Here is a 26,058-nt window from a genome sequence, read left to right as displayed (position 1 = left end):
GAAAAACTGATTTAGCTAGTACTTATCCGTAGTCGACAAAGAAATCCTGTTCTCGGTGCAACAAGGATAATGGTCGTTCCAGTGACACGCTTCTGGCCCCTCACGATTCTGATGCTGGTGTCGGCAATAGCCGTTGCGCTCGGCACATCCTTCTCCTACGCGGATAGCTGCGGTGCCATCAGGAGCCAATTGCTTTCGGCGGGGCGCAGCGGCGGGACCAGCCCCGAGCTTGCCCAACTGCGCCGGCAACTCGCCGCGATTCAAAAGCTTGAGAGACAACGCAGATGCACGGCGAAAACGGCCGGCTTCTTCTTCAATCCCTGCGCCGACCTGGTCAGCAGCAAGGCGGAGGTGCAACGGCAGATCGCCAGACTGTCGAATTCGAGCAGGGACACGTCCAGATTGAAGGCCAGGTTTGTCGCGCTGGGCTGCGCCGCCCCCGCTGCCAAGAAACAGCCGGCGCAGCAACGCACGGCACCCAAGGCCCAGTCCGCAGGCACAACAATTGGCGGCAATCGGATGCTGTTTTGCGTTCGCTTGTCGGACGGATATTTCTTCCCCGCGCCAAAATCGCAGTTCGCCAAGGGCGACGATCTGAAGGAAACGGTCGATCAGTGTCGCTACATCTGCGACGATGCCGGCGTCGACCTCTATACGCTGAGCGACGCCACTCGCGAGACCGAGGAGATGGTCGCGCTCGAGTCGGGAAAACCCTATGTGGAGCTACCTGCCGCGTTCCGGTACCGCGACGACGCGAACTTCAAGGCCTGCGACGTCAAGCGCTATTACCGGCGCGTCGCCGAGCTCAGGGCACGAACCGTGACACCGGCCAACATGAGCAACGCCATCATTCCGTTGCCGACGGCAAAGCCGGATCTTGGCGTCGTCGCGGAAATTCCTGAATCCGGGATCGAAACTGCCGGTGCCGCTCTCGCAGGGGCAAAAACGCCGGTTTTCGAGGTGCCAGGGATTGCCCAGCATCAGTCGATCGAGAAAGCGATCGGCGCGCGGCCGGTGAGAGTGGTCGGGCCGGCCTTTTTCCCGGCGGACTGACCAGGGCGGGCGATGTTCCGAGACGGCTGGCCGGATAGCCGCTTCAAGGCCTGGAGCCGTACGCATCGACGGACGTCGGCTGGTTATTCGCAGACCATGCGGGCCCGTTTGCCGGGCTCGCTGACATTCTTGCAAGTTAGCGGCTTCGTCGGCTCCGGCGACAGCATGGGCGGGTTGTTGGTGATCCTCCTCCGAGGCGTTGCAACGGAAGCCGCGCTCCTGCGCACCGCCGGCCTTTTCGGCGTTTGCGGCGCCACTGGAAAGACGTCGGTCTCCAGTTGCGACTGTTCGGCTTGCGCCTGCGGCGAAGGCCTGTCCCAGAAACGGCGAACATCGAGCGGCTTGGGAATGATGACGGTGCCGTCATAGCTGCGCGCGCAGCCGCTTCCCAGAGGCAGCGCCAGGCACAGGAAGACAGGCAGAATCCGTCGAGACATCAGCAATACCCCTGCAAGCTTATAACGCTGCTTCGGCCTAACCGACAACCGGCGGAATAGGGCGAAGGGAGTAGATACCGTGAAGTAGAGTCGTCGCACTTCCAGTCGAAGGCGTTGCTCGAAGATCGAGCGCCGGGTCGGGCGCGGATGGAGGTCCAGCGCGAGTTAGAACCTTGCGATTCGTCAACGCTTCCAGCGTAAGGCCATGGTGCGATCGCACCATACCAAAGCTGCGCTCAGTGGCGACAATGGGATATTCGAAGTTCCGCTCCTCCAGTTACGGGCGGGAGCAGCGACCGCCGGCAAGAAACAGGGTCAGATTTACCCCAACGGACCTGTTTCGGCGATGGCGCGGCCATGACACGTTCTGGCTGCATGCAACGCGCTCCCGTCCGGCTTTTTTCTTTTAAAGCCGGTGGCTACGATCGCCGAGCAGACGATGCCGGCCGGAATTCACGCAAGCTGCTGATTCCAGCGGCAAACCGCGGCCCATGCCGACAAAGCCCGCGGCCGCTCCTTCTTAACCCGGCTGGGCGCCGTTACCGGAGCGACATGAAACTGTCATGCGACTGTAATAATCGGGGGCTATTGGCCTCAGCGGGCGCCGGAGGAATGGCGCCGAGAGACCATATTCCGAACAGGAGCAGGCCACATGAGACATTTCATCCGCTCGGCGGCCGTTGCGATTGCAATGGCTGCGGCGACGACCACCCTCACCCTGTCCGCCGCGCTCGCCGCGGACATCTCCGGCGCCGGCGCCACCTTCCCCTACCCGATCTATGCGAAGTGGGCCGACACCTACAAGAAAGACACCGGCGTTGGCCTTAACTACCAGTCGATCGGTTCCGGCGGCGGCATCAAGCAGATCAAAGCCAAGACCGTTACCTTCGGCGCTTCGGATGCGCCGCTCAAGGGCGACGAGCTTGAAGCGACCGGACTGGCTCAGTTCCCGATGGTGATGGGCGGCATCGTTCCCGTCGTCAATCTCGAAGGCATCAAGCCCGGCGAGTTGGTTCTCGACGGCCCGACGCTGGCCGACATCTTCCTCGGCAAGATCACGAGCTGGGATGACGAAGCGATCAAGAAGCTTAATCCGGACGTCAAGCTGCCTTCGCAGGCGATCGCGGTCGTTCACCGTTCCGATGGTTCGGGCACGACGTTCAACTTCACCTATTACCTCGGCGACGTCAGCGCGGACTGGAAAGAAAAGGTCGGCGTCGACAAGGCCGTGGAATGGCCGGTCGGCATCGGCGCCAAGGGCAACGAGGGCGTTGCCAACAACGTCTCCCAGACCGGCGGCGCGATCGGTTATGTCGAATATGCCTACGCCAAGCAGAACAAGCTCACCCACACCGATATGATCAACAAGGACGGCAAGAAGGTCGAGCCCGCCGCGGCGGCGTTCTCGGCGGCAGCGGCCAATGCCGACTGGAGCTCGCAGCCGGGCTATGGCGTCATCCTCGCCAACGAGCCGGGCGCCGAGTCCTGGCCGATGACGGCGGCAACGTGGATCCTGCTCTACAAGAAGCCGGATGATGCCGCGACCACCGGCGAAGCGCTCAAATTCTTCGCCTGGGCATACGACAAGGGCGACGAGATGGCCGGCGAGCTGGACTACGTTCCGATGCCCGACAAGGTGGTTGAGAGCGTCAAGGCCATGTGGGCCAAGGAAGTCGTCGGCGACGACGGCAAGCCGCTCTACTCGGCTATGTAATCTCCTCCAGGGAGGGCGTCGATGGCGCCCTCCCTGTTGCCTTCAATCGCGAGGACCCAATGACCATCGCTTCCGATGCCATGCCATCATCTGCAGCAGCCCGGGCCAGGGAAGCTACGGTGCGGCGCTTCGCGCTCACAGATGCCATATTCCGCGGACTCACCCGCGCTTCCGCAATTCTTGTGCTGGTCATCCTCGGCGGTGTCGCGATCTCGCTGTTTGCCGGCTCGTGGCAGGCGCTGTCGTCCTTCGGTTTCTCCTTCCTGACGACTGAAAGCTGGAATCCGGTCACGGAAAAATTTGGCGCACTGGCGCCGATCTACGGCACCCTGGTCACGGCGGCCATCGCCATCCTGATCGCGGTTCCGATCGGCATCGGCATTGCAGTCTTTCTCACCGAGCTCTGCCCGCGCCCGCTCAGGCGCCCGATCGGCATAGCGGTCGAGCTGTTGGCCGGCATTCCTTCGATCATCTACGGCATCTGGGGCCTGTTCGTGTTCGCGCCATTCCTGCAGACGACGATACAGCCCTTCATCATCAACATCTTCCATGGCGTGCCGGGACTATCCAGCCTTTTCGCCGGCCCTCCTTACGGCATCGGCCTTCTGACCTCGGCGCTGATCCTCGCCATCATGGTGTTGCCCTTCATCACCTCGATCACCAAGGATGTCTTCGATACGGTGCCGGCGGTGCTGAAGGAATCGGCCTATGGCATCGGTTGCACGACCTGGGAAGTGACCCGGCGCGTGGTCATTCCCTATACCCGCATCGGCATCATGGGCGGCGTCATGCTTGGCCTCGGCCGGGCGCTCGGCGAGACCATGGCGGTGACCTTCGTCATCGGCAACGCCCACCGCATCAGTGCCTCCCTGTTCGCGCCGGGCACGACGATCTCGGCGACCATCGCCAATGAATTCACCGAGGCCGACGGCGACCTCTACACCTCCTCGCTGGTTTCGCTCGGCCTGATCCTCTTCGTCATCACCTTCCTGATCCTTGCCGCCGCCCGCTATATGCTGATGCGGATCGACGCCCGTACGGGAGCCTGACCGATGTCGCCATCCTCATCGCTCCACAGCCGCCGCAAAGCCAGGAATTCGGTGATGATGGCGCTTTGCGTCGTCGCCGCCGGCATCGGGCTTGCCTGGCTGGCGCTCATCCTCGGCGCACTGGTCTATAAGGGCACAGCCGGGCTTTCGTTCGCGGTCTTCACCGAGATGACGCCACCACCGGGCGAGGCCGGCGGCCTGCTCAATGCCATCGCGGGCAGCCTGCTGATGACGATCATCGCCGTTGTCGTCGGCACGCCGATCGGCGTGCTGGCGGGGACCTACATGGCCGAGTATGGACGCTTTTCGCGCATCACCACCGTCGTCCGCTTCATCAACGACATCCTGTTGTCGGCGCCGTCGATCATCATCGGCTTGTTTGTCTATGAGCTGATGGTGCGGCCAATGGGACATTTCTCGGCCATTGCCGGCGCCGTTGCGCTTGCCATCCTGGTCATTCCGGTGGTCGTGCGCACCACTGAAGACATGCTCAACCTGGTGCCGAACGCGTTGCGTGAAGCCGGTGCCGCGATCGGCGCGCCACGCTGGGTGGTGATCCGTTCGGTCGCCTACCGCGCCGCATTGTCCGGCATCGTCACCGGCATATTGCTGGCGATAGCACGCATTTCCGGCGAGACGGCGCCGCTGCTCTTCACCGCGCTCAACAACCAGTTCTGGAGCAGCAATATCAACGCGCCGATGGCCAGCCTGCCGGTGACCATCTTCCAGTTCGCTCTCAGCCCTTACGAGGAATGGCAGCAACTGGCGTGGACCGGCGCACTCATAATCACCCTGACGGTTCTGGGCTTGAGCATCCTCGCCCGCAGCCTTACCGGACGCAGAGAGGACAGATGACACAGATGTTGTCCCCAGACATGACGATGGCCGAAACGGTCGCCGAGAAGACGAAGATCGAGGTCAAGAATCTCAACTTCTACTACGGCCAGAGCAAGGCGCTGAAGGACATCAGCCTGTCGCTGCCTGAGCGCAGTGTCACGGCCTTCATCGGCCCTTCCGGCTGCGGGAAATCGACGCTGCTGCGTGTGTTCAACCGCATCTATGAGCTCTACCCAAAACAGACGGCCGAGGGCCAGGTGCTGCTCGACGGCAAGAACATTCTCGACCGGTCGCAGGATCTCAACCTCCTCAGGACCAAGATCGGCATGGTGTTCCAGAAGCCGACGCCGTTCCCGATGTCGATCTACGAGAACATCGCCTTCGGCGTCAGGCTCTACGAGAACCTCGGCAAGTCCGAGATGGACGGCCGCGTCGAACAGGCGTTGAAGCGCGCCGCGCTGTGGAGCGAGGTCAAGGACAAGCTCAACGCCAGCGGCTTGAGCCTGTCCGGCGGCCAGCAGCAGCGGCTCTGTATCGCCCGCACGGTGGCCGTGAAGCCGGAAGTCATTCTGCTCGACGAACCGGCTTCGGCCCTCGACCCGTTGTCGACCGCCAAGATCGAGGAACTGATCGACGAGTTGCAAGCCGACTACACGATCGTCATCGTAACCCACAACATGCAGCAAGCGGCGCGCGTGTCGCGCCAGACCGCCTTCATGTATCTGGGTGAGCTGGTCGAGTTCGACCGGACCGAGAAGATCTTCACGTCACCCCGCGAGAAGCGCACGCAGGACTACATCACTGGCCGCTTCGGCTGAGCCGTTCCGATCATGCATATGAGGACAGGACCATGGGCGAACACACAGTCGCTTCTTTCGACGAGGATCTCGAGCAGATCAGCAAGCTGATCCGCGACATGGCCGACCTCGCCGGTTCGATGGTCGGCGGGGCGACCAAGGCCCTGTTGAATTCCGACAACGTGCTGGCGCAACGCGTCGTTTCCGACGACGCCATCATGGATGCGCGTCAACGCGAACTGGACGACCGCGCCATCACCCTGATCGCCAAACGCCAGCCGATGGCCCACGATCTTCGCCATGTGGTCGGAGCGATCCGCATGGCGGGCGACCTCGAACGCATCGGCGACCTTGCCAAGAATATCGCCAAGCGCGTGAGTGCGGTCAGCCTCAGCGCCACGCCGCGGGACCTGTCGCATTCCATCGACGCGATGGCGCAGCTGGTTCTCATCCAGGTGCAGGGTGTCATCGAGGAATATGCTGCAGGCGATGCGGCCGCGTTGGCCAAGCTGCGTGCCGCCGACGAGCGCATCGACGTCAAATACACCTCCGTGTTCCGCGAGCTGTTGACCTACATGATGGAAGATCCGCGCAACATCACCGCTTGCACGCACCTGCTGTTCTGCGCCAAGAATCTGGAGCGGATCGGCGACCATGTCACCAACATCGCCGAAAATGCGTATTATGTGCTGACCGGCGAGCAATTGCCGGTCAATCGTCCGAAGCAGGACGAAACGACAATGTCCGCACCGGTGACATGATGGGGGTGCCCAGCCGATGATCGCACCACGCATAATGGTGGTGGAGGACGAGGAGCCGTTGGGTGTGCTGCTCCGCTACAATCTCGAATCCGAAGGCTACCAGGTCGAGGTGGTGACACGCGGCGACGAAGCCGAGATCCGTTTGCAGGAGAATGTGCCCGACCTTTTGGTGCTCGACTGGATGATACCAGCGGTTTCCGGCATCGAGCTCTGTCGTCGGCTGCGGGTGCGCCCCGAAACCGAGCGGCTACCGATCATCATGCTGACCGCGCGCGGCGAGGAGAGCGACCGGGTGCGCGGTCTTTCGACCGGCGCCGACGACTATCTGGTCAAACCGTTTTCGACACCGGAATTCATGGCCAGGGTCAAGGCGCTGCTGCGGCGCGCCAAGCCGGAAGTGCTGTCCAGCGTGCTGAAGGTCGGCGACATCGTTCTCGATCGCGAATCGCACAGGGTCTATCGCAAGAAGAGCGAAATCAGGCTCGGGCCGACCGAATTCCGGCTGCTCGAGTTCATGATGCGGCATCCGGGCCGTGTCTTCTCGCGCAGCCAGTTACTCGATAATGTCTGGGGCGAGACAATCTACATCGACGAACGCACCGTCGACGTGCATGTCGGGCGGCTGCGCAAAGCCGTCAACAACGGCCGGATGCCGGATGTCATCCGCACCATCCGCGGTGCCGGCTATGCGATCAGGGAAGATTGACCCGCCTGGTCAGGCTACGTTCTTTCTGACGCTGGGCCTCATTTGCGCGCCCGGCGCGAAAATCTCCTGGTCGACGAAGCTTAACGCCCGCATCGCGCAGCCTTCGCGGATCAGCGGCAATTCGTTCGGCTCTGTATCGAAGGAGATCGAGCCTGAATGCTGGCCGCCGGCGGTCTGGGCGATTGCCTTCCGCAAGGCCGGCTCGATCAGATCGAAGGCGGCGGCACTGGCGCCGACCATCGCGACCGGTGCCGGATCGATCAGCGCGAACAGCGAGCCGAGACCGAAACCCAGCGCTTCGCCGGCCTTGCGGTAGGCCTCGCGTTCCGGCCCATCTTTCTCGCGCGCCCGGGCCGCCAGTGCTCGCATGTCGGCGTCGCTGACGTCGGCGACCGGTTCGCTGTCTTCGCTCATCTGCCTGGCGTTGCGCCAGATGGCGTAGTTGCCGGCATAGGCCTCGATGCAGCCGCGCCGCCCGCAACGGCAGAGCGCGCCGCCCGGACGATGGATCATGTGGCCAAATTCGCCGCCCGAGGAATGCGTCCCGGTGAACAGTTCGCCCTTCAGCACCAGCCCCATGCCGATGCCATGCGAAAGCAGGATGGCGATGAAGTCGTCGCGATAGCGATCCGGATTGCGCCAGCGCAAAGCCACCGCCATCATGTTGCAGTCGTTCTCCACCGTTGCCGGGGTGCCGAATTCGTCCTCCAGCATGTCGGCAAAGGCGATGTCGGTCTGCGGCGTGATCGGCGACCACAGCATGGCGCGTGCAGGGGAGTCGGTAATGCCCTGAATCGCCAGGGCGATGCGGGCGACACTGCGGACGTCAAGGTCTGGATCCTGCAGCCGGCGCCGGACGATGGCCATGCATTCACGGATCAACTCGTCGCGCGGCATGGTCAGCGTGTCCAGCCGGCGCTGTTCCTCGGCGATCACCTGTCCCGTATAGTCGATAATGGCGGCCGACAGGAAATTCAGCGACAACACCACGGTCAGCACCGCCGCCGCTTCCGGATTGAGGGCGAGGCCGACCTGCGGACGACCGCGTTTCAACGAAACGGGCTCACTTGCCTTGCTCTCGGCGAGGATGCCTTCCCGTATCAGGTCGGAAGAGATCGCCGATATGGTCGAATGACTGAGGCCGGTGGTAGCTGCGATCTCAGTACGCGATGGCTGGCCGGCCCGGCGCACCGCCGAGATCACCATCGCCCGGTTGCGCCGGCGCAAATCGTCATGGCGGATTCCGACCGACATTGGTTTGCTTTCCTCCCGGTTGCCCGCGGCCGCTCATGAACCGGAAGCCGTCGGTAATGTCCGACAAATAGTGTCGGATGCAGGCAAATAGTGTCAGATGCAGGTGGCGCTGTCATCGTTTATTCCGACGCTCGAAAAAACTCGCAGAGTCATCAAAATCCATCAGAATCGATGTTGACAGCAGCAGGAGATCGGGCCAGTATTTTTTCGAGGCTCGAAAAAATTAGAGCTTCTAAGCTGGTCTTTGAGCCAATTGATCACGCCGTACGCGGCGCAGGGAGGATATGATGAAGAAATTCACGACCGCCATTCTGGCGGGTGTCGCCATGACGCTGGCGCTGGCGTCGGTGGCGCAGGCTAAAGACAAGGTCATCGGCGTTTCCTGGTCGAACTTCCAGGAAGAGCGCTGGAAGACCGACGAGGCCGCAATGAAGGCGGCCATCGAGGCCGCAGGCGACAAGTATATTTCCGCCGACGCACAGTCCAACCCCGGCAAGCAGCTCACCGACGTCGAGAGCCTGATCTCGCAGGGCGCCAACGCACTGATCATCCTGGCGCAGGATGCCTCGGCCATCGGGCCGGCCGTGCAAAAGGCGCTGGACGAAGGTATTCCGGTTGTCGGCTACGACCGGCTGATCGAGAACAAGGACGTCTTTTACCTGACCTTCGACAACAAGGAAGTCGGCCGCATGCAGGCCCGCGAAGTCTTCAAGGTGAAGCCGGAAGGCAACTACGTCTTCATCAAGGGTTCGGGTTCCGATCCGAATGCCGATTTCCTGTTTGCCGGTTCGATGGAGGTGCTGAAGGAGGCCATCGACGGCGGCAAGATCAAGAATGTCGGCGAGGCCTATACCGACGGCTGGCTGCCGGCCAACGCTCAGAAGAACATGGAACAGTTCCTGACCGCCAACGACAACAAGGTCGATGCCGTGGTCGCCGCTAATGACGGCACTGCCGGCGGCGTCGTCGCCGCGCTGACGGCGCAAGGGCTGGCCGGATCGGTTCCGGTTTCGGGCCAGGACGGCGACCACGCCGCGCTGAACCGCATCGCGCTCGGCACACAGACCGTGTCGGTGTGGAAGGATGCGCGCGAGCTCGGCAAGAATGCCGCCGAGATCGCCTCGCAACTGGCCGACGGCAAGCAGATGACCGACATTGCCGGCGTGAAGGATTTCACCACGCCCGGCGGCAATACCGTCAAGTCGCTGTTCCTGACCCCGGTCGCCATCACCAAGGACAACCTCAACGTCGTCATCGACGCCGGCTGGATCAAGAAAGAAGAGGTCTGCGCCGGCGTGACGGCTGGCACTGTTGCAGTCTGCAACTGAGCCGACGTTTCCGAGAAGTCCGAACGCCGCGGCCGCTCGCCGCGGCGTTTTTTCAACAAGAGTTGTTTTTCCGCTTCCGGCGGATAACTTCTAGGCTGCTTCCGGCATCCGCGGCAGACGGCAACCCGGCGGGAGAAACATCATGACCGACACGACGTCCAACACGCCGGTCGACAACACGGCAGACCGGGCACGGGAATCCGAGCTCGGCATCGTTGCCCGATTTCTCAAGGCAACCGAACTCGACACGCGCATGCTCGGCATGGTCGGCGCGCTGCTGGTCATCTGGGTCGGCCTGCATGTCATTTCTAGCGTACGGCTCGGCGTCAATCCGTTCGACTTCGACAGCCGGACCTTCCTGACGCCACGCAATCTCTGGAACCTGTCGGTGCAGACTTCGGCCGTGGCCATAATGGCCGCCGGAATGGTGCTGGTTATCGTCATGCGCAATATCGACCTGTCGGTCGGCTCCGCCGAAGGCCTGATCGGCGTGGTCATGGGTTTTGCGCAGGTGCATTTCCTGGTGCGAATGGTCGGTCTGCAATTAGGCAACCCCTGGATCTGGATCCTGGCACTGGCCATCGGCCTGGCGCTTGGCCTTCTGATCGGAGCGTTCCAGGGATACATCATCGCTTATCTCGAGGTGCCGGCCTTCATCGTGACGCTGGGCGGCCTTCTGGTCTGGCGGGGTGCCGCATGGTGGGTCGTCAGTGGGCAGACGATTGCGCCGCTGGATGCCACTTTCCAGCTGATGGGCGGCGGACCGACGGGTTCGATCGGCGCGCGATGGAGCTGGATCGTCGGAATTGTCGCGTGCCTGGCGGTTGTGTTCATGCTGCTCAACGGGCGGGTGCAGCGCAAGCGGTTCCGCTTCCCGTTACGCCCGATCTGGGCCGAGACGTTCCTCGGGGCCGTCACTTGCCTTGTCATCATGGGCGCCATATGGCTTGCCAATTCCTATCCTTGGCCGGTCGGCATCGTGAACAGATATGCGGCGGCCAACAATATAACCGTTCCCGAAGGCGGGCTGTTCATCGCCCATGGCATCGCCATACCCGTGCTGATGGCTGTAGCCGTAGGGCTGATCATGACCTTCATCGCCAAGCGTACCCGTTTCGGCCGCTATGTCTTCGCCATCGGCGGCAATCCGGAAGCAGCCAACCTTGCCGGTATCAACACGCGCTGGGTGACCATGAAGGTGTTCATGATCATGGGCGTGCTGGCGACGATCGCCGCAGCGATCTCGTCAGCCAGGCAGAACTCGTCGACCAATGCGCTGGGCACGCTGGACGAGCTCCTGGTCATCGCGGCGGCGGTGATCGGCGGCACGTCGCTCGCCGGCGGCTCCGGCACAGTGCTCGGCGCCATGCTCGGCGCGCTTTTGATGCAGTCGCTGCAGTCCGGCATGGTGCTGCTCGGCATCGATTCGCCGCTGCAGAGCATCGTTGTCGGAGCCGTGCTGGTGGTCGCGGTGTGGCTCGATACCGTCTATCGCAAACGGGTCTGAGCATGATCCCGCAAGGTGGAAACCGGTTTTCGTACAACTTGGTGCTCAAGCAGGACCTCTAGGGAGGAAGGACGAGCATGGCAGACAAAACCGCTCCCACGGGCACGCCGCTGATCGACATGCGCAACATCTCCATCGCTTTCGGCGGCATTCGCGCCGTCGACGATGCCTCTGTCGACCTTTTCCCGGGCGAGGTGATGGCTTTGCTCGGTCACAACGGTGCCGGCAAATCGACGTTGATAAAAATCCTGTCCGGCGCCTACAAGCGCGATGCGGGCCAGATTTTCGTCAACGGCGAGGAGGCTTCGATCTCCAATCCCCGCGACGCCAAGAAGTACGGCATCGAGACGATCTACCAGACGCTGGCGCTGGCCGACAATGTCGATGCGGCCGCCAACCTGTTTCTCGGCCGCGAGCTGATGACCGGCTGGGGTACGCTCGACGACGTCGCCATGGAGGCCGAGGCGCGCAAGGTGATGGGCAGGCTCAATCCGCGTTTCCAACGCTTCAAGGAGCCGGTGGTAAAGCTTTCGGGCGGCCAGCGGCAGTCGGTGGCGATCGCCCGCGCCATCCTGTTCAATGCTCGCATCCTGATCATGGACGAGCCGACGGCGGCACTCGGGCCGCAAGAGACGGCGCAGGTCGGCGAACTGGTCAGGCAGCTCAAGGCCGACGGCATCGGCATCTTCCTGATCAGCCATGATATTCACGACGTGTTCGAGCTTGCCGACCGTGTCTGCGTCATGAAGAACGGTCGGGTTGTCGGAACGGCGCGCACAACCGATGTCACCCAGGACGAGGTGCTCGGCATGATCATCCTCGGCAAGTGCCCACCCGGCGCCATTCCGGGGCCGGGCGCGCTGAAGATCGCCGCATGAACGAGAATTAGCCGGCTAATCACAAGCCGCCAAAATGTGCCAGCCGTCACCATGCTTTGGCCTCGCCATTGTGTTGGCGTCGGGACTTGCCCATAAAGATGCCGAACCGTCCACGGGACGTATCAGCACTTGAAGAAGCTTTTTCCGACCGTCGCTTTTATCGCCGTCGCGCTGATCAGCCTGACGATGGCGGGTTTTGCCTATTTTGCCACCCAGGAGGCGGCCCGCATTAAATTCGAGGCGACGGCAGACGACGCGCTTAACCGGATCGAAAGCCGCATCGACCTGGACCTGTCGCTGCTGCGTTCGACCCGGGCGCTGTTCGACGCACGCAATGGCGGTATCTCGCAGGGCGAGTTCAAGGCTTTCTTCAACGCGCTCGACATCGACAATAATTTCGCCGGCCTGCGCGGCATCGGTTTCCTCCGCCTGGCGAAAACTGGCAACGAGGCGGCGGTCGAGCGCGACATCCTGCACGATCACGGCGCAAGCCATCCGATCTATCCCGACACGAACTTACCGTGGCGTACGCCCATCGTGCTGTTCGAACCGCTGGATCCGTCCAACAAATCCAGCATCGGCTACGACATGTTCACCGGGCCGGCGCGGCGCGAGGCGATCGAAAAGGCGATGGCCGACGACCAGCAGCACGCCAGCGGGCTCGTGCAGTTCGGCAAGGATACGGGTGCCGCGCAGACCTTTACCGGGTTCCTCGTCTTCGTCCGGCTCAATGTCGAAACCGCGCCGGACGCCGTGAACGCGACGAGATCCTCGACTGCCGGCTTCCTTTATGCGGCCTTCCGCGCCCGTGATCTGTTCCAGGCTGCGCTCAGCCGGGCACCATTGCTGCCGGTCAACACCGAGATCTATGACGGCACGGTGGACAGCGACAACCTGCTGTTCCAATCGGAAACGCCGCCTGTTTCGAGCCTCGGCGACAGGCTGCTGGTCACCCGCAAGATCACCGTCGCCGGCCGGCCGTGGGTCGTCCTGTTCAGGCCGACAAGTGCTTTCTCGCAACCTTCCTCGCGCGCCATCCCGGTGATGCTCGGATTGTTCGGACTGCTGCTTGCGGGCGCCATCGCGCTGGTGGCCCGCTATCAGGAGCGGGCCTATGAGGCGGTTTCGCTGCTTCACGAAACGACCGAAAAGAGCCTGCTGGAAAAAGACCTGATGCTGCAGGAGATGAAGCATCGCATCAAGAACTCGATCACGCGGGTGCTGGCAATCGCGCGCCAGACAGCATCGCACACCACCGACGTCCAGGAATTCTCGGCTTCCTTCTCGGCCCGGCTGCAGGCGATGGCGGCTTCTCAGGACATGCTGACGCGCTCACGCTGGCAGAAAGCCGATCTCGGCGACCTGCTGCGCATCGAGCTAGGCCAGGTGTTCGGCAGTGAGCTTCCTGAAGGGCTGCTGTCGGGACCGCAGGTTCTTCTCGATGAAAAGACGACGCAGGCACTCGGCCTAGTCTTTCACGAACTGGCGACGAATGCGCTGAAGCATGGCGAAGCCGGCAATTCAGTCGGTGCGCTGAAGGTCGACTGGTCGCTCGAAGCCCGTAGCGGCACCCGGACATTGGCTCTCAACTGGCGCGAGGCCGGTCAGAAGAAGCTCGAGACACCGGCAAAGAGCGGTTTTGGCACCAGACTGATCGATCTCAACGTCACGCGCGAATTGCGTGGCACAATCAGGCGCGATTTTCGCGAAGGTGGCTTGAACGTGGAAATCAAGGTTCCGCTGCCGGCCTGAAACGCCGTCTCGTGGGCCGCGTCGCAACAGCGCTCTGAAAGGGCAAACGCGGAGACAGGTGGCCTGCCTCCGCGTTTGCTGTTCGCCTGGAGTTCGAAACTAGTTGCAGCGAGCTGTGTAAATCCGGCCGTGACGATCTCTGTATTGGCAGTAGCCATTTTGCAGACGGCGAACGAGCAGACCGCCAATCGCACCAGCGCCGGCGCCGATCAAAGCGCCCTTGCCGCCGCCGACAGCGCCACCAATGAGCGCGCCGCCCACAGTGCCGATACCCACGTTCTCTTCCGTGGTGGTGCAGCCGCTGACCGCAACCACGGCAACCATGGCAATAATCATCTTCCGCATGGAGTCATCCTCACTTTTGTCCTCACTTTAATAAGCTCCAGCCGCCATTTAGCATGAAAGTACGGCCTTTGCCCGCACGATTTCATTGTTGATTAAGATAGTCCTTTTCGGGGCGTGCGCCGTTCGATGCTACCACGAACCCGGAAATCTCCAAGGAAGCATCGAGCGTGCCGTTGGGACGCACGTTCCAGACGATCCTGTCATGGTCGTTCTCGAGCGCCGGATCGACGGCAAGGCATCTGGCGACGACATGTTGGGCCTGGCCCTGCAGGCCGGTGACCGCGAACGGGCACGGCCGAGCACTCGGGCAGTGGTTTCAAATCGATCAAGCAGAGGCGAGTTCCATTCAGATCAGTTGGGACGCGGCGGTCAGGACGATCGCGGCCATAAGCGCGACGGCGGCGAAGCGGAGGGGCGAAGCACGAGGCGCGGGCGCTGCGGACGCGTCGGGATCCTGAAAACCGCCCATCGAGACGCGAGCGGCCTGTTCCAGTCTGTTCAAGTCGGCAGCCGTCAAGGCCCATTCCCTTCATTTTGTGCCAAACTCAATTCGGTGGATCGGCACGTTCGGACTTTATGGTGAACAGTCGGTTAAAGATGGCGATGCGCAGCAAGCCCTCGCGCGGCGACCGCCGCTCGTTAATCCGTCTCGAAATTGCCGTGAGGAACGACAAGGCGGTATTCGAGGCGGTTCCCGGTGATCTCAAGTGTCGCCGTTCCATTCAATGAAGTGGGCACGACGCGTTCGAGCGCGACGCTGCCAAAACGCTTCTCACTGCGCTGATTGTCGTTGGCTCCGATCACTTCGGCCCATGTCAGCGACAGCGCAGGCTCGCCAGCGGAAGCTGCCGTCAGATCGGCCGTCACCTCGACGAAACCGTCGCTGCGCGACAGTGCGCCATAGCTGACCGAATTGACGGCAAGCTCATGCATGGCCAAGCCGATGTGCAAGGCGGCATTGGGGTTGAGATATGGATTTGCGCCGCGGAAACGCAGGCTGTGCAAGGGGTCCGCGCCGTACCTGCCGACCTGACCGGAAACCAGCTCGCGCAGCGCCGCTCCCCGCCAGTTGGATGACGTAACCAAATCCTGCGAGGAGGCCAACGACTGCAATCGGCCCCGGAAGCGCGTCAGGAAATCGTCAATGCTGCCGGAATAACGGCCCGTCTGGGTGGCGATGCTCTGGATGATGGCCAAGAGGTTCTTGGAGCGATGACTGACTTCGCGCAGCAGCGCCTTCAACGTCTGCTCCCGGCGTTTCTGCTCGGTTGTTTCGACCATGGTGGTCACGACGCCCTGCACCGCGCCGGTCTCGCTGCGGTCGGCGTCTATCCACACCTGAAACCAGCGGGCGCCGTCATCGGCCGGCACGCTGAGTTCAAGATGTTGAGGATTGCCGGATACGATGACGTCGTGCTTGGCGGCGCCGATACGCTCTGCCTGCGCCGGCGGCAAGATGCCGTTGTTGTCGGAGGCATCGGAAGTCCAGGGCGCGCGCATGTTGCGCGCCCACACCGTCTTCATCTCGCGATCCTGGTACAGGACGGAAATCCCGGCATTGTGCAGTGCATGGAGAAGGGCCCGGCCAAGCTGCATCCCGCTTTCGGCGGGATGCAAAGCGATGATCTCATCACTCTGGCCGCGGTCTTTCATTTTTCCGACTCTGGAACGCATCGGTCAATTTGCTCAACCCATGTCGGGCTGAACGGTTCGCGGAAAAATGGGTTCCAAAAGGAGGAGGTTCGTATCAAGCCTTAAAAAGCGGTCCGCCGAGCGGCATCCCGTTGGAGGACACTGCCCGGCGGTGGCTGGAAACCGTTTGAGGGGTGCGGCTTCCAGTGTTCGCTTGAATGGCCGCTTGGCATTCACGCTCGTCTGATCAGGCCGGCAATAAGCGATATGATCAGGAAGGCGAGAAAGATGAAGAACAATATCTGCGCTATGCCGGCCGAGGTGCCAGCGATGCCGCCGAAACCAAGCGCACCGGCGATTATCGCCACGACGAGAAATACGAGCGCCCAGTAAAGCATGATCGATCTCCTTCCAATGCTGCGGTGAAAACGTGATTCGCCCCCGTTTGTTCCACCATTTTCCGAAAAAGACGATGCTGAAAATCTTCAGGGCCCGAATTGCCGCGGTGTGTGGAAAGATCCAGTTGGTTGCCCCAGTTGGTTGCCAGTGAATTGAGCCGGCGTCACGCCCATCTGATCCGAGGGAGCGGCTGTCTCGGCGGCCGCAGTTCGGCCGTCCGCTGTTTCATGCCGCGGCTTTCGCGTGCCGGTCAAAGAACAGGGCCTGGCTGATAAGAGCCTTGACCATGTCCGGATTGAACGGCTTGGTAACCAGGAAAGCCGGTTCCGGCCGCTCGCCGGTGAGCAGGCGCTCGGGAAAGGCGGTGATGAAGATCACCGGCACCGAGGTGGACGACAGGATCTCATTGACGGCCGCAATGCCCGAACTGCCGTCGGCAAGCTGAATATCGGCAAGCACCATCTTTGGCCGCGCCTTGCCGAACATCGCCACCGCCTCGGCGTGGGTGCGCGCCGTTCCGACGACCCGGTGGCCGAGGCTTTCGACCATTTCCTCGATATCCATGGCGATCAGCGGCTCATCCTCGATGATCAGCACGTCGGTTGCCACCTGACGGGAGATCTCGTTGCTCGCCTGCGCGAGAAGTTCGGAGAATTGCTGTTCGTCGACGTCGAGAATCTCCGCCGCCTCGTCTTCGCTGAAGCCTTCGACCGCAACCAGCAGAAAGGCTTGGCGGGGACGAGGCGCAATTGCATTCAGATTGGCCGCGGCGCGCTGTTCCCATGCCGACTGGGCATGCTCCTGCGGAACGCGAATGGCCACCGAGGTGAAGAGCTTGGCAAAGACCTTGTAGAGCGCGATGCGGTCGTTCGATGCGTCCGGAAAGATGTCGACATCGGCAATGATGGCCTCGAGCATTGCGGCGACCAGCGCGTCGCCGCTCTCTTGCGATCCGGATACGGCGCGCGAGAAGCGGCGCAGGAACGGCAGGTGCGGAGCGATGGTTGCTGATAGGCTCATAGTGGACGTCTCCCTCATATGACGTGATTGCATGTTACAGCTAAAAACGGTTTGCAAGCCCAGCAATTGAAACGCTGGCTCCTTGAAAAAGGTTCCAATCGTGCGGAACTAATATGTGAGGCTGGCGTTTAAAGGCGGGTTGGGCAACCAGACGAGGCTGCCGCTTGCCTTGCGTTATGTGTTGAAGGGCGGCTTAAGGCTGGGACGAAGGGCGAAATGAAGAACATGACGAAAGCTACCACGGCTGGCGTTGGCAACGGGCGCCGGGCCGCTTCCCGCGACCCGCTTGGGCCGAACTCGGAAATCGGCCGCAAACTCAAACAATACTATGACGAGCTGGTCTCCGACAATGTGCCGGATCGCTTCGCCCAACTGCTCAGCCAGTTGGAAAAGGCCGAACCTGTACAAAAGAAGGACTGAGGCATGGCGGCCGTCTCCCAGGGCTTCAAGACCGACTTGCTCGGCTCGATCCCGAGCCTGCGGGCTTTTGCCGTGTCGCTGACGCAAAACGCCGACAAGGCCGACGACCTGGTGCAGGAAACATTGGTCAAGGCCTGGGACAAGCATGAAAGCTTCCAGCCCGGCACCAATCTGAAGGCATGGCTGTTCACGATCTTGCGCAACGAATTCTATTCGCAGATGCGCAAGCGCGGCCGCGAGGTGCAGGACAGCGATGGCGTCATGACGGCCAGGCTTGCCGTTCACCCGGCCCAGCACGGCCAGCTTGACCTCGAAGACTTTCGCGGCGCGCTCGAGTTGCTGCCAGAAGACCAGCGCGAAGCCATTATCCTCATCGGCGCGTCGGGCTTCTCCTACGAGGAAGCGGCCGAGATCTGCGGCTGCGCCGTCGGAACGATCAAGAGCCGCGTCAGCCGCGCCCGCACACGGCTGCAGGAAATCCTGAAGATCTCCGGTGAAGACGAGTATGGCCCGGACGCAATTTCGGCTCAGGTAACCGGGTCGACGGCTGCGTGAAGCGCGGCGTGTTCGAACCGCTCCGCGCCTCAGCGAAGAGGCGTGCGCCTGCAGGCCGTTACCACTGCCTCGACGAGATCGTCTCCCGAATAGGGCTTGGTGACCAGCCTGACGCCGGGAAAGGATTTCTTGATCTCGTCGGTATCCGAATAGCCCGAGGCGAAGACGAACGGGATGCCCGCTTCACGCAGCCACGAAGCAAATTGGAGCGTCGAAACGCCGCTCAGCATGAGGTCGACGATGGCCACATCGAATTGCGCGGCAACGTCTTGCTGTTCGATCTCAGTCAGATCACGCGCAATGACCACATCGAGCGCGCCGTAGTCGCGGCAAAGCTGCTCGATATCCGTGGCAATCAGGAACTCATCTTCCAGGATAAGAATCCGCAAACCGTCAAGCGATGGGCGCACGCAGCAATATCTCCTTAAATTCGTCTCTATCGTGAAACGGGGGAAGTCATGATCGTTATTTGGCATGCTGTCATTTAAAAAAGACGTGCCGGCGCGGATGCGTCGGCCTCAGCCCATGCAAGGCATTTGCAACGCGCGCTGCCGGAGATAGGGTTAGAAGAGGTTCGTGCCGGAACCTTGGGGTCTGTCGGGCGTTTCGACCGAGCAAAAGCATGGAGAGTGAAGCAATGGCGACTGCCGCAGGAAAGGCCGCGAACGAAGCCCGCACGAATTCCGATATTGAGGCCGACATCGCACAATTGAAGGCCGACATCGACCAACTTACCAAGCTGTTGGCCAAAACTGGCGAACATGGCTACGGGGCAGCACGGCGAGCCGCGGCCGAAAGCGTCGAGCAGTTGCGAACCCAGGGCGAGGCAGCCTTCGACAGCCTGCGCAGCAACGCCAGGGACATCGAGGCGCAGATGATAGCGCATATGCGCGAAAAGCCGGTGACTTCGCTGGCGATCGCCGCAGGCGTCGGATTCCTCTTCGCGCTTCTCGCGCGCCGTTAGTTCTGCACGTATGGGAATGCTTGCATCGCTGATCTCGGGCCTCGCCTCGGGCGAAACCATTGCGGCGGTGCAACGCGCACGCGTCGCTGCGATTGTCTATTCGATCGCAGCGCTCGCGGCGCTGTGCGGCCTCGGCTTCCTCGTCGCGGCGGCCTATATCTGGACGGCGGCCCGCTATGGGCCGATGGCAGCTTCCCTGAGCTTCGGGATCGGCTTTCTGGCAATCGCCGGTCTCATCCTGCTCGTCTACCGGATGTCGGCCGGCTCGCGCGCCAGGCGCCGGGCGAAGCGACGCAACGCCGACATGAAGGCTATCGGCATCACTGCGGTACTCGCCGTGCTGCCGGCGCTGCTCAAGGGCAAAGGTGGCGCGGGGAAGGCCGGACTGGGCGCGATTCTCGGCCCGGCGATAGCACTCGCCGCCTACGCTATCTACCGCGAGAACGTGAAGCGCGGCTCCGATGATCCGGATACCGGCAAACGGGAATAGTTCGGAGGGATAGTTCGGGGCAAACGATTCTGGCGCCGGTCGCAAAATGCTGGCGTCACAAATCTTCGAGCGGAATCGATATTTCGGCGACCACGCCTTCCGGCCGGAATTCATGGGTCACCTCGCTGGAAATGACCTTGGCCAGGCTGCGGCGGATCAGGATCGAGCCGAAGCCATGGCGTTCGGGCGGCGCAACCCGCGGGCCGCCGCTTTCACGCCAGGCCAGCAACAGACGCCGTGCGCCCTTCCTGCCTTGTACCCTCCAATCGAGATCGACCTTTCCGGAGGAAACCGAGAGCGACCCGTATTGCAGTGCGTTGCTTGCCAGTTCATGCAGGATTAGCCCGAGCCCGACTGCCTGGTCGGGTGAGAGCAGGACATCGGCGCCGGAGATCGCCATGCGCGATTGTCCGGCGGCTTGGAACGGCTTTAGCTCGATCTCCACCAGCTCGCGGATGCCGATACCGCGCCACTCGCGGTCCGACAGCAGGCTGTGCGCAACGCCCAGTGCCTGCAGCCTGGCGCTGAAGGCTTCGAGGAATTCGCTTGGCTGGCGGGCATGGCGAACGGTCTGCGTAGCCAGCGCCTGTACGGTTGCCAAAGTGTTCTTGACGCGGTGATTGAGCTCGCGCAGCAACAGTCGTTGACGTTCGTCGCCAAGTTTGCGTTCGGTAATGTCGTAGTTGACGCCGAAGATCAGCGTTGGCTTGCCCTCGCCGTCGCGCTCTATGACGCGGCCGCGCGTTGCGATCCATCGCGGCGGATCGAGGCCTTTGACACGGTATTCGCCAAAATAATCGTCGCTGCCAGTCAGCGCGTCGCGAAAGCGTGTTTCGGTCTGGTGAACGTCGCGCGGGTCGATGGCGGTCAGGATGTCGCGCGCCCTCAGCCTGTTCGACTTCGGCAGGTTGAACAATTCGGGCAGCAGGACATCGCAGTCGATCATATCGCTGCGGATATCCCATGCCCAGCTGGCAAGCGAGGCCGCGTCGAGCGCGATAGCGCGCCGCTTTTCCTCTCGAACCAGTGCTGCCTTGGCAATCGCCGCACTGCGGGTTGCATCCTTCAGCGTGAACAGGCTGGCGGCAAGGCCGGCCAGCGCCGACAGCTGGTCGAGCTGGACAGAGGAGGGACGTGCGTGCGGCTTCCGGTCGAGCACGCACAGCGTGCCGATCAGCGCGCCGTCGATTACGATGGGCACGCCTGCGTAAAAGCGGATATGATGCTCGCCGGTGACCAGCGGATTGGCTTTGAACCGCGGATCCGCCGCCGCGTCGGCCACCACCATCGGCACGTTGCCGGCTGCGATGGTATAGGCGCAGAACGATGTCTCGGTTGCGGTTTCGGTCTCGCCGAGGCCGATACAGGACTTGAACCACTGCCGCTCGGCATCGACCAGCGTGATCAGTGCGACAGGCGTTTGCATCGCCGAAGCGGCAAGACCGCCGATACGATCGAAATCAGGGTCGGCAGCCCCGTCCAGCGTGTCGAGGCCGTGCAGCACGGCAAGACGGTCCGCGGCGCCCACCACACGGCGAATATCGGCCGGCAGGCCCGGCGTGTTCTGGCTATTGTCGTCCACTATGCCCCCGGTGGCCGGCTCCGCTGATTGGTCAGGCCAACCGGCCCGTCTGCCGCCTTGCAGAGCCGGAACTTTCGCGGCGGGGGACCGTTACCAGCCAACGCCCCGCCAGTTACGCCTGCCGGCGCCAAATATGGAGCCAGACAATGCCAAAAACCATTCCTGAAAACAAAGCCCGTCAAGGGCGGCGGGGTCGGCATGTCCTTCGTATCCTGATCGCCGCGCTGTTGCTGGCTTTTATCGCCTGGGGCGTCGCCGAAATCTACGGCTGGATGATCGAGACGCCGAAGACCGAACAGGGCAACACGCCCAGCGGCTAGGTTCTCTCCATCGCTCGCGCCAGTTTGCATCACGCAACCCCACATCACGCATCCCACGTCAGGCAACCTTTGCCTCGGCGGCGCGCGCCGGGACGAGAACATTCAACGCGCGCGGATGGATTTCGACGGTCATCTCGCGATCGAGCTTTACCAGTTCGCCGTCCATGACGGCCTGAACTTTCCTGTTCGTCGAATGGATTTTCAAAACGGCGCGGTTTGCCTGATGGATTTCGACATGCTCGTTGCCGCGCCATTTCCCACGGGCGACGTCAAAGAGGAACCTGATCAATTCGCCGCGCCGCCGCGCCACGGTGACATAGATGCCCAGCACGCCGCCTGCCGGATTATCGGCATAGGGCAGGTGGCCCTCGCCAAACAGATTGTTGGTGATGCCGATACCGGTGATCCGCGTTCTGATCTCGGCCTCGCCGATCGTCAGCGTTACGTTCATCGCCGGTGGATTGTTGATCGTCGCCCAAGCGGCTCGCACCGAGGCGCGCATCTTCCCGAACCGCGAGCCGAATTCCATCTTCTGGCGCAGTTGCACCATCCTGGCGTGCATGCCGATCGAGAATTGATGCACGAAAGGCCGGCCGTTGGCTGTTGCAATGTCAATCGCCATCACCTCGCCGTCGGCAAACGATTTCAGTGCCGCATCGAGGGTCTGCGGAATACCGAGGCCGCGCGCAAAAAGGTTCATTGTGCCAGCCGGCAGAATTGCCAGCGCCTTCTCCCCATTCATCAAACGGGCTGCCGCGGCCGAAATGGTTCCGTCGCCGCCGCCAGCCAGCACGACGTCGATGCCGCGCCTGGAAGCTACGCCGTCCAGCGTGGCAACGATATCCTTGCCGGCGACGATTTCGATATCGATCGAGTGGCCGGCAGTCTCAAGCGTGCTGCGCATCCGACTGGCGAAGGCCTCAAGATCGATGGTGCGCAGGGTGCCCCCGTCCTTGTTCAGCACCGCTGCAAACTGCATGGCCGTTCCATTTTCCAGCGCCTATCGGGCCGGGACGGAGCCCCAGCCGGGAGTGGAACGGGGCGGCCGAGAAAATGTTCCTTTCGACCAGCGTGGCGAATCCGAGAACCTTCGACATGGCACCGGGTGCGCCACGGCTTTTTTCGGAACAACAGTGTGGTCACAACGTTGTGAACATGCAGAAGACGCTGCGCCCGCAGCGACGTTATGCGGGCACGGCGTGCACGAAATCACCGACGAGGAGACACTAAGATGATCCGCACCCTTTTAACCACGACAGCAGTCGCAACATTGATTGCGACGGGTGCATTTGCGCAATCGGCGACGACCCCGGCGCCGGCGCAAGCACCCGCCGTAGAGAATTCCGCTCCAGCCGCTCCGGTGCAACGCGCCGAGGGCAGCCTTGTCACCAATATCATCGGCGAGTCGGTTTATAACGGCACCGGCGACAATGCAGAGAATATCGGCAAGGTCACCGATATCGTCTTCGACGAGCGCGGCCAGGTAAAATCCGTCGTCATCGGCGTCGGCGGGTTCCTCGGCATTGGGACCAAGAACGTCGCCTTCGACTACAGCAAGATGCAATGGGCCGAAAGAAATGGCGATCGCTGGCTGATAGCGCAAACGACGAAGGATGAGCTGACGGCTCATCCGGATTTCGACCGCAAGCCCTATGATCCGGCGCCTGCGGCGACAGACACCACGGCTACGGCTCCTGCCGCTCCGTCGACCTCCACCGATACGGCGCAGAACGCCCCGGCGGCGCCGACCGGTAACAACCCCGCTCCGGTCGTGAAGCGCGCGGAAGGCAATCTTGCCACCAATATCATCGGCGAGACCGTCTACAACGGTACCGGCGACGACGCCCAGAACATCGGCGACGTAAACGACATCGTCATCAACAAGGAAGCCAAGGCGCAATCGCTGGTCATCGGTGTCGGCGGCTTCCTCGGCATAGGTGAAAAGAACGTCGCCTATGATTTCGACAAGGCGCAGTGGGCCGAGAGGAACGGCGATCGCTGGCTGGTTGCCCAAACCACCAGGGAAGAGCTGACGGCGCAGCCGGATTTCGACCGCAAGCCCTATGATCCGGCCCCGGCGACCACAGCGTCGAACGATGCCGCGGCTAATGCGCCAGCCGTCGTCACGCCTACCGTGACGGCCAGCAACACTGCCACGACCAACAACACTGACCAGGCCGGCAAGACGGCTCAAAATGCCCCAGCGCCCGCAACGACGGCAGACCAGACCAAGACCGGGTCGATCGACAAGTCGACACTGACTGAAATGCCGATAGGCGAAATCCGGGCCGAGGATCTGGTCGGAACAACTGTCTACGGCGCCAACGACGCCAATGTCGGCGAGATCGGCGATATCGTGCTGAGCGGCGACAAGAAGGTCGATGCAGTCATCATCGACGTCGGCGGCTTCCTTGGCATCGGCGAGAAGGAGGTGGCGGTCGGCATGGACAACCTGAAATTCATGACCGACAAGAACGGCAAGCGCTATCTCTACACGAACTTCACCAAGGAGCAGCTTGAGGCGCAGGCCCCCTATGACAAGGCCAGCTATGCGCAAAATCGCGAGAAACAGCGCATGATCATGCGCTAAGCTGCGCACACGCCGACAGAGAAGCCCGCGCCGGCAACGGCGCGGGCTTTGCTTATCTCGAGGGGAAGCCGGCGACATGGCCGGCAACGCCATTGTCCGTCAATTCGGCGAGCGCCAAAGACTGGTCGAGATGCTCGGCCCGCCAGGCGAGCAACTTCTCGGCAAATTCCAGCCGTGCCAGCAGATAGGCTGGGTCGTCAGCGACATTGGTCAACTCGCGCGCATCCTTCTCCAGGTCGAGGAGCAAGGGCGGCAGGCCTCCGCCGAAATGCACATATTTGAATTTTTGCGTGCGAACGACGGCGAGATTGCACTGACGCGGACCGACGCCGAAATACCGTTCGGCATCACCATCCGCGATCGAGCGGAAATCGAACTCCCAATGCGCCGCATCGCGCCAATTGTTCGGCTCCGTTGCGTCCAGGAAAGGCGCCAGCGAGCGGCCGTCGAGATGCGGCAGCACTTCGCCGCCAGTGAGCTCGAGCCCAGTGAGCTCAAGCAAGGTCGGCGCCAAATCCACCGCCTCGGTGAAGCGGTCGACGCTGCTGCCGGCAGCCTTGCGGCGGCGCGGATCGCGAATGATCAGCGGAATATGGAAGCTGCAGTCGAAGAAGCCGCCCTTGCCCAGCATGAAATGGTCGCCCATCATCTCGGCGTGGTCGGAGGTCAGCACGATGACGGTGTCGTCCCATGCATCGGCCGCCTTGACCGCTTGCCAGACGCGGCCAAGCTGCGCGTCGACCTCCGAGATCATGCCGTAATAGAGCGCCCGGATGCGGCGAAAATTATCGTCGCCCCAGTCGCGCACCTTGCCCTCCGAGCCGGGACGGAATTTCGACCGTTCCTGCCGGTCAAGTTCATAGGCGAGATAAGGGTGGCTTGCTGCTTCGGCCTGCCAGCTTTCCGCGCGGTCAAAAGCTGGACCGATGGCCGGATCGTACATGGCGTTGTAAGGCGCCGGCACGATGAAGGGCGGGTGGGGGCTGATGAAGGAAAGATGCGCGAACCACGGGGCATCGCGCTCCTGCTCGCCGAGCCAGCGGATGAATTCGCCGGCCAGGAAGGCCGACGGCGTCTCGTCCTTCGAATAGATTGGCGGACCGTTGCTGATCGCGCCGTCGTTTTCCAGGATTTCGCCCGCCGGGCGGTGAATGGCGGGGGAGCCGGCGCCGGCATCGACGCCGCGCGCCTTGAGCCATGACAGCCAGGGCTTCTGGTGCTCGGGCAGAAGCTGGCGCACGTTGAAGCCGGGCAGCACGCCTTCATAGCTTTTCAGCTGCGGGTCGCCAGGCGCCAGCGTGCGCGGGTCGCGCGCCATGTCGGTATAACCGAACAGCGTCGGATCATAGCCGAGGGCGCGTGCCCAGAGGGCTATGTTGCTGTGGCGGGCGTCGAGCGGCGTGCCGTTGCGGCAGACACGATTGTTCATCTGGTAGAGGCCGGTGTAGAGGCAGGCGCGTGCCGGCGAGCATGGTGCGGCGCCGCCATAGTGCTTCTGGAACAGAACGCCCTCGGCGGCCAGCGCGTCGGCATTGGGCGTTCTTACCACCTTGTGGCCAGCAGCTGACAGGCAGTCGCCGCGCCACTGGTCGCAGGTGATCAGGAGAATGTTGGGGCGTTTTCCCGTCAACCGCGGTATCCTCACGCTGGCTACATGCGTTGCTCATG

28 protein-coding genes are annotated in these 26,058 nt (G+C 62.1%); 17 read left to right on the top strand and 11 right to left on the bottom strand.

What is annotated here, in order from left to right; genetic code table 11:
* Nucleotides 1–81: 81 nt before the first annotated feature.
* Entirely contained in the window at nucleotides 82–1,053 is a 972-nt protein-coding gene (locus NKJ20_RS24035; RefSeq protein WP_352747475.1) for a DUF2865 domain-containing protein, read from the top strand.
* A gap of 83 nt (nucleotides 1,054–1,136) precedes the next feature.
* On the opposite strand, the gene NKJ20_RS24030 is transcribed toward NKJ20_RS24035, so the two are convergent.
* The gene (locus NKJ20_RS24030) at nucleotides 1,137–1,490 is read right to left on the bottom strand and encodes a hypothetical protein (protein WP_023678529.1); all 354 of its coding nucleotides are present in this window, start codon (nucleotides 1,488–1,490) and stop codon (nucleotides 1,137–1,139) included.
* A 652-nt stretch (nucleotides 1,491–2,142) separates the two neighbouring features.
* Between NKJ20_RS24030 and pstS the strand changes: the two genes are divergently transcribed.
* Genes pstS through phoB form a run of 6 tightly spaced genes read left to right on the top strand, consistent with a single transcriptional unit; the run spans nucleotide 2,143 to nucleotide 7,354 of the window.
* Nucleotides 2,143–3,204: a phosphate ABC transporter substrate-binding protein PstS gene (gene pstS / locus NKJ20_RS24025; RefSeq protein WP_352451140.1), complete on the top strand. Its 1,062-nt coding sequence runs from the start codon at nucleotides 2,143–2,145 to the stop codon at nucleotides 3,202–3,204.
* Nucleotides 3,205–3,263: 59 nt separating this feature from the next.
* On the top strand, nucleotides 3,264–4,253 hold the full coding sequence (gene pstC, locus NKJ20_RS24020) for a phosphate ABC transporter permease subunit PstC (protein ID WP_352451142.1): 990 nt from the start codon (nucleotides 3,264–3,266) through the stop codon (nucleotides 4,251–4,253).
* Nucleotides 4,254–4,256: 3 nt separating this feature from the next.
* Nucleotides 4,257–5,108, top strand: coding sequence for a phosphate ABC transporter permease PstA (gene pstA / locus NKJ20_RS24015; protein ID WP_352451143.1), 852 nt, complete (start codon nucleotides 4,257–4,259; stop codon nucleotides 5,106–5,108).
* Nucleotides 5,105–5,908 carry a phosphate ABC transporter ATP-binding protein PstB gene (pstB, locus tag NKJ20_RS24010; protein WP_352451144.1) on the top strand — a complete coding sequence of 268 codons (804 nt, stop codon included), beginning with the start codon at nucleotides 5,105–5,107 and terminating at the stop codon, nucleotides 5,906–5,908. The genes pstA and pstB overlap by 4 nt, the downstream gene beginning before the upstream one ends.
* A 32-nt stretch (nucleotides 5,909–5,940) precedes the next feature.
* A complete protein-coding gene (gene phoU, locus NKJ20_RS24005) occupies nucleotides 5,941–6,648 on the top strand; it encodes a phosphate signaling complex protein PhoU (protein ID WP_352451145.1) in 708 nt (235 codons plus the stop codon).
* Between the two features lie 16 nt (nucleotides 6,649–6,664).
* Nucleotides 6,665–7,354, top strand: coding sequence for a phosphate regulon transcriptional regulator PhoB (gene phoB, locus NKJ20_RS24000; RefSeq protein ID WP_031212149.1), 690 nt, complete (start codon nucleotides 6,665–6,667; stop codon nucleotides 7,352–7,354).
* Between the two features lie 9 nt (nucleotides 7,355–7,363).
* On the opposite strand, the gene NKJ20_RS23995 is transcribed toward phoB, so the two are convergent.
* Nucleotides 7,364–8,608 carry an ROK family protein gene (locus NKJ20_RS23995; protein WP_352747471.1) on the bottom strand — a complete coding sequence of 415 codons (1,245 nt, stop codon included), beginning with the start codon at nucleotides 8,606–8,608 and terminating at the stop codon, nucleotides 7,364–7,366.
* Between the two features lie 287 nt (nucleotides 8,609–8,895).
* Here NKJ20_RS23995 and xylF point away from each other — a divergent pair, with 287 nt between their 5' ends.
* From xylF to NKJ20_RS23975, 4 genes are all read left to right on the top strand, one after another.
* Complete coding sequence (gene xylF, locus NKJ20_RS23990) at nucleotides 8,896–9,936, top strand: D-xylose ABC transporter substrate-binding protein (RefSeq protein WP_352747469.1); 1,041 nt, start codon at nucleotides 8,896–8,898, stop codon at nucleotides 9,934–9,936.
* Nucleotides 9,937–10,078: 142 nt separating this feature from the next.
* Nucleotides 10,079–11,443 carry a sugar ABC transporter permease gene (locus NKJ20_RS23985; protein WP_352745272.1) on the top strand — a complete coding sequence of 455 codons (1,365 nt, stop codon included), beginning with the start codon at nucleotides 10,079–10,081 and terminating at the stop codon, nucleotides 11,441–11,443.
* 77 nt (nucleotides 11,444–11,520) lie between these two features.
* Complete coding sequence (locus NKJ20_RS23980) at nucleotides 11,521–12,321, top strand: ATP-binding cassette domain-containing protein (protein ID WP_352471126.1); 801 nt, start codon at nucleotides 11,521–11,523, stop codon at nucleotides 12,319–12,321.
* A 129-nt stretch (nucleotides 12,322–12,450) separates the two neighbouring features.
* Entirely contained in the window at nucleotides 12,451–14,073 is a 1,623-nt protein-coding gene (locus NKJ20_RS23975; RefSeq protein WP_352747465.1) for a CHASE domain-containing protein, read from the top strand.
* 99 nt (nucleotides 14,074–14,172) lie between these two features.
* Here NKJ20_RS23975 and NKJ20_RS23970 read toward each other — a convergent pair whose 3' ends face one another.
* From NKJ20_RS23970 to NKJ20_RS23950, 5 genes are all read right to left on the bottom strand, one after another.
* Nucleotides 14,173–14,418 (bottom strand): YMGG-like glycine zipper-containing protein, encoded by a 246-nt coding sequence (locus NKJ20_RS23970; protein WP_006328050.1) that lies wholly within the window; start codon nucleotides 14,416–14,418, stop codon nucleotides 14,173–14,175.
* 346 nt (nucleotides 14,419–14,764) lie between these two features.
* Nucleotides 14,765–14,935, bottom strand: coding sequence for a hypothetical protein (locus tag NKJ20_RS23965; protein ID WP_023678539.1), 171 nt, complete (start codon nucleotides 14,933–14,935; stop codon nucleotides 14,765–14,767).
* A gap of 122 nt (nucleotides 14,936–15,057) precedes the next feature.
* Entirely contained in the window at nucleotides 15,058–16,092 is a 1,035-nt protein-coding gene (locus tag NKJ20_RS23960) for a sensor histidine kinase (RefSeq protein WP_352451150.1), read from the bottom strand.
* A 191-nt stretch (nucleotides 16,093–16,283) separates the two neighbouring features.
* The gene (locus NKJ20_RS23955; protein ID WP_023678541.1) at nucleotides 16,284–16,448 is read right to left on the bottom strand and encodes a DUF1328 domain-containing protein; all 165 of its coding nucleotides are present in this window, start codon (nucleotides 16,446–16,448) and stop codon (nucleotides 16,284–16,286) included.
* A 226-nt stretch (nucleotides 16,449–16,674) separates the two neighbouring features.
* Nucleotides 16,675–17,469 (bottom strand): response regulator, encoded by a 795-nt coding sequence (locus NKJ20_RS23950; RefSeq protein ID WP_352451151.1) that lies wholly within the window; start codon nucleotides 17,467–17,469, stop codon nucleotides 16,675–16,677.
* Nucleotides 17,470–17,685: 216 nt separating this feature from the next.
* Here NKJ20_RS23950 and NKJ20_RS23945 point away from each other — a divergent pair, with 216 nt between their 5' ends.
* Nucleotides 17,686–17,889 (top strand): NepR family anti-sigma factor, encoded by a 204-nt coding sequence (locus tag NKJ20_RS23945; RefSeq protein WP_023720919.1) that lies wholly within the window; start codon nucleotides 17,686–17,688, stop codon nucleotides 17,887–17,889.
* Nucleotides 17,890–17,892: 3 nt separating this feature from the next.
* On the top strand, nucleotides 17,893–18,444 hold the full coding sequence (locus NKJ20_RS23940; RefSeq protein WP_023678544.1) for a sigma-70 family RNA polymerase sigma factor: 552 nt from the start codon (nucleotides 17,893–17,895) through the stop codon (nucleotides 18,442–18,444).
* 29 nt (nucleotides 18,445–18,473) lie between these two features.
* On the opposite strand, the gene NKJ20_RS23935 is transcribed toward NKJ20_RS23940, so the two are convergent.
* On the bottom strand, nucleotides 18,474–18,854 hold the full coding sequence (locus NKJ20_RS23935; RefSeq protein ID WP_352747462.1) for a response regulator: 381 nt from the start codon (nucleotides 18,852–18,854) through the stop codon (nucleotides 18,474–18,476).
* Between the two features lie 227 nt (nucleotides 18,855–19,081).
* Here NKJ20_RS23935 and NKJ20_RS23930 point away from each other — a divergent pair, with 227 nt between their 5' ends.
* Both NKJ20_RS23930 and NKJ20_RS23925 read left to right on the top strand, forming a co-directional pair.
* Complete coding sequence (locus NKJ20_RS23930; protein ID WP_023678546.1) at nucleotides 19,082–19,408, top strand: ElaB/YgaM/YqjD family protein; 327 nt, start codon at nucleotides 19,082–19,084, stop codon at nucleotides 19,406–19,408.
* 10 nt (nucleotides 19,409–19,418) lie between these two features.
* Entirely contained in the window at nucleotides 19,419–19,898 is a 480-nt protein-coding gene (locus tag NKJ20_RS23925; RefSeq protein WP_352451153.1) for a hypothetical protein, read from the top strand.
* A 55-nt stretch (nucleotides 19,899–19,953) separates the two neighbouring features.
* Here NKJ20_RS23925 and NKJ20_RS23920 read toward each other — a convergent pair whose 3' ends face one another.
* Nucleotides 19,954–21,480, bottom strand: coding sequence for a sensor histidine kinase (locus NKJ20_RS23920; RefSeq protein ID WP_352451154.1), 1,527 nt, complete (start codon nucleotides 21,478–21,480; stop codon nucleotides 19,954–19,956).
* A 146-nt stretch (nucleotides 21,481–21,626) separates the two neighbouring features.
* On the opposite strand from NKJ20_RS23920, the gene NKJ20_RS23915 reads away from it, so the two are divergent.
* Nucleotides 21,627–21,800 (top strand): hypothetical protein, encoded by a 174-nt coding sequence (locus NKJ20_RS23915; protein WP_292659198.1) that lies wholly within the window; start codon nucleotides 21,627–21,629, stop codon nucleotides 21,798–21,800.
* Between the two features lie 58 nt (nucleotides 21,801–21,858).
* On the opposite strand, the gene NKJ20_RS23910 is transcribed toward NKJ20_RS23915, so the two are convergent.
* Entirely contained in the window at nucleotides 21,859–22,779 is a 921-nt protein-coding gene (locus NKJ20_RS23910; protein WP_352745287.1) for a diacylglycerol/lipid kinase family protein, read from the bottom strand.
* A gap of 252 nt (nucleotides 22,780–23,031) precedes the next feature.
* On the opposite strand from NKJ20_RS23910, the gene NKJ20_RS23905 reads away from it, so the two are divergent.
* Entirely contained in the window at nucleotides 23,032–24,390 is a 1,359-nt protein-coding gene (locus NKJ20_RS23905) for a PRC-barrel domain-containing protein (RefSeq protein WP_352747459.1), read from the top strand.
* Between the two features lie 52 nt (nucleotides 24,391–24,442).
* Here NKJ20_RS23905 and NKJ20_RS23900 read toward each other — a convergent pair whose 3' ends face one another.
* Complete coding sequence (locus NKJ20_RS23900) at nucleotides 24,443–26,020, bottom strand: alkaline phosphatase family protein (protein WP_352747456.1); 1,578 nt, start codon at nucleotides 26,018–26,020, stop codon at nucleotides 24,443–24,445.
* Between the last annotated feature and the right edge of the window lie 38 nt (nucleotides 26,021–26,058).

Source organism: Mesorhizobium sp. M0185 (genome assembly GCF_040322175.1).
In the GTDB taxonomy this organism is placed as follows: Bacteria; Pseudomonadota; Alphaproteobacteria; order Rhizobiales; family Rhizobiaceae; genus Mesorhizobium.
Note: the sequence above shows the minus strand (reverse complement) of the source record. Positions and strands in the feature narration are given on the sequence as shown.

Bases quoted from the DNA above. Each gene is read 5' to 3' on its own strand.
- NKJ20_RS24030 (WP_023678529.1), bottom strand. From the start codon at position 1,490: ATGTCTCGACGGATTCTGCCTGTCTTCCTGTGCCTGGCGCTGCCTCTG.
- pstS (WP_352451140.1), top strand. From the start codon at position 2,143: ATGAGACATTTCATCCGCTCGGCGGCCGTTGCGATTGCAATGGCTGCG.
- pstC (WP_352451142.1), top strand. From the start codon at position 3,264: ATGACCATCGCTTCCGATGCCATGCCATCATCTGCAGCAGCCCGGGCC.
- pstA (WP_352451143.1), top strand. From the start codon at position 4,257: ATGTCGCCATCCTCATCGCTCCACAGCCGCCGCAAAGCCAGGAATTCG.
- pstB (WP_352451144.1), top strand. From the start codon at position 5,105: ATGACACAGATGTTGTCCCCAGACATGACGATGGCCGAAACGGTCGCC.
- phoU (WP_352451145.1), top strand. From the start codon at position 5,941: ATGGGCGAACACACAGTCGCTTCTTTCGACGAGGATCTCGAGCAGATC.
- phoB (WP_031212149.1), top strand. From the start codon at position 6,665: ATGATCGCACCACGCATAATGGTGGTGGAGGACGAGGAGCCGTTGGGT.
- NKJ20_RS23995 (WP_352747471.1), bottom strand. From the start codon at position 8,608: ATGTCGGTCGGAATCCGCCATGACGATTTGCGCCGGCGCAACCGGGCG.
- xylF (WP_352747469.1), top strand. From the start codon at position 8,896: ATGAAGAAATTCACGACCGCCATTCTGGCGGGTGTCGCCATGACGCTG.
- NKJ20_RS23985 (WP_352745272.1), top strand. From the start codon at position 10,079: ATGACCGACACGACGTCCAACACGCCGGTCGACAACACGGCAGACCGG.
- NKJ20_RS23980 (WP_352471126.1), top strand. From the start codon at position 11,521: ATGGCAGACAAAACCGCTCCCACGGGCACGCCGCTGATCGACATGCGC.
- NKJ20_RS23970 (WP_006328050.1), bottom strand. From the start codon at position 14,418: ATGCGGAAGATGATTATTGCCATGGTTGCCGTGGTTGCGGTCAGCGGC.
- NKJ20_RS23960 (WP_352451150.1), bottom strand. From the start codon at position 16,092: ATGCGTTCCAGAGTCGGAAAAATGAAAGACCGCGGCCAGAGTGATGAG.
- NKJ20_RS23955 (WP_023678541.1), bottom strand. From the start codon at position 16,448: ATGCTTTACTGGGCGCTCGTATTTCTCGTCGTGGCGATAATCGCCGGT.
- NKJ20_RS23950 (WP_352451151.1), bottom strand. From the start codon at position 17,469: ATGAGCCTATCAGCAACCATCGCTCCGCACCTGCCGTTCCTGCGCCGC.
- NKJ20_RS23945 (WP_023720919.1), top strand. From the start codon at position 17,686: ATGAAGAACATGACGAAAGCTACCACGGCTGGCGTTGGCAACGGGCGC.
- NKJ20_RS23940 (WP_023678544.1), top strand. From the start codon at position 17,893: ATGGCGGCCGTCTCCCAGGGCTTCAAGACCGACTTGCTCGGCTCGATC.
- NKJ20_RS23930 (WP_023678546.1), top strand. From the start codon at position 19,082: ATGGCGACTGCCGCAGGAAAGGCCGCGAACGAAGCCCGCACGAATTCC.
- NKJ20_RS23925 (WP_352451153.1), top strand. From the start codon at position 19,419: ATGGGAATGCTTGCATCGCTGATCTCGGGCCTCGCCTCGGGCGAAACC.
- NKJ20_RS23915 (WP_292659198.1), top strand. From the start codon at position 21,627: ATGCCAAAAACCATTCCTGAAAACAAAGCCCGTCAAGGGCGGCGGGGT.
- NKJ20_RS23910 (WP_352745287.1), bottom strand. From the start codon at position 22,779: ATGCAGTTTGCAGCGGTGCTGAACAAGGACGGGGGCACCCTGCGCACC.
- NKJ20_RS23905 (WP_352747459.1), top strand. From the start codon at position 23,032: ATGATCCGCACCCTTTTAACCACGACAGCAGTCGCAACATTGATTGCG.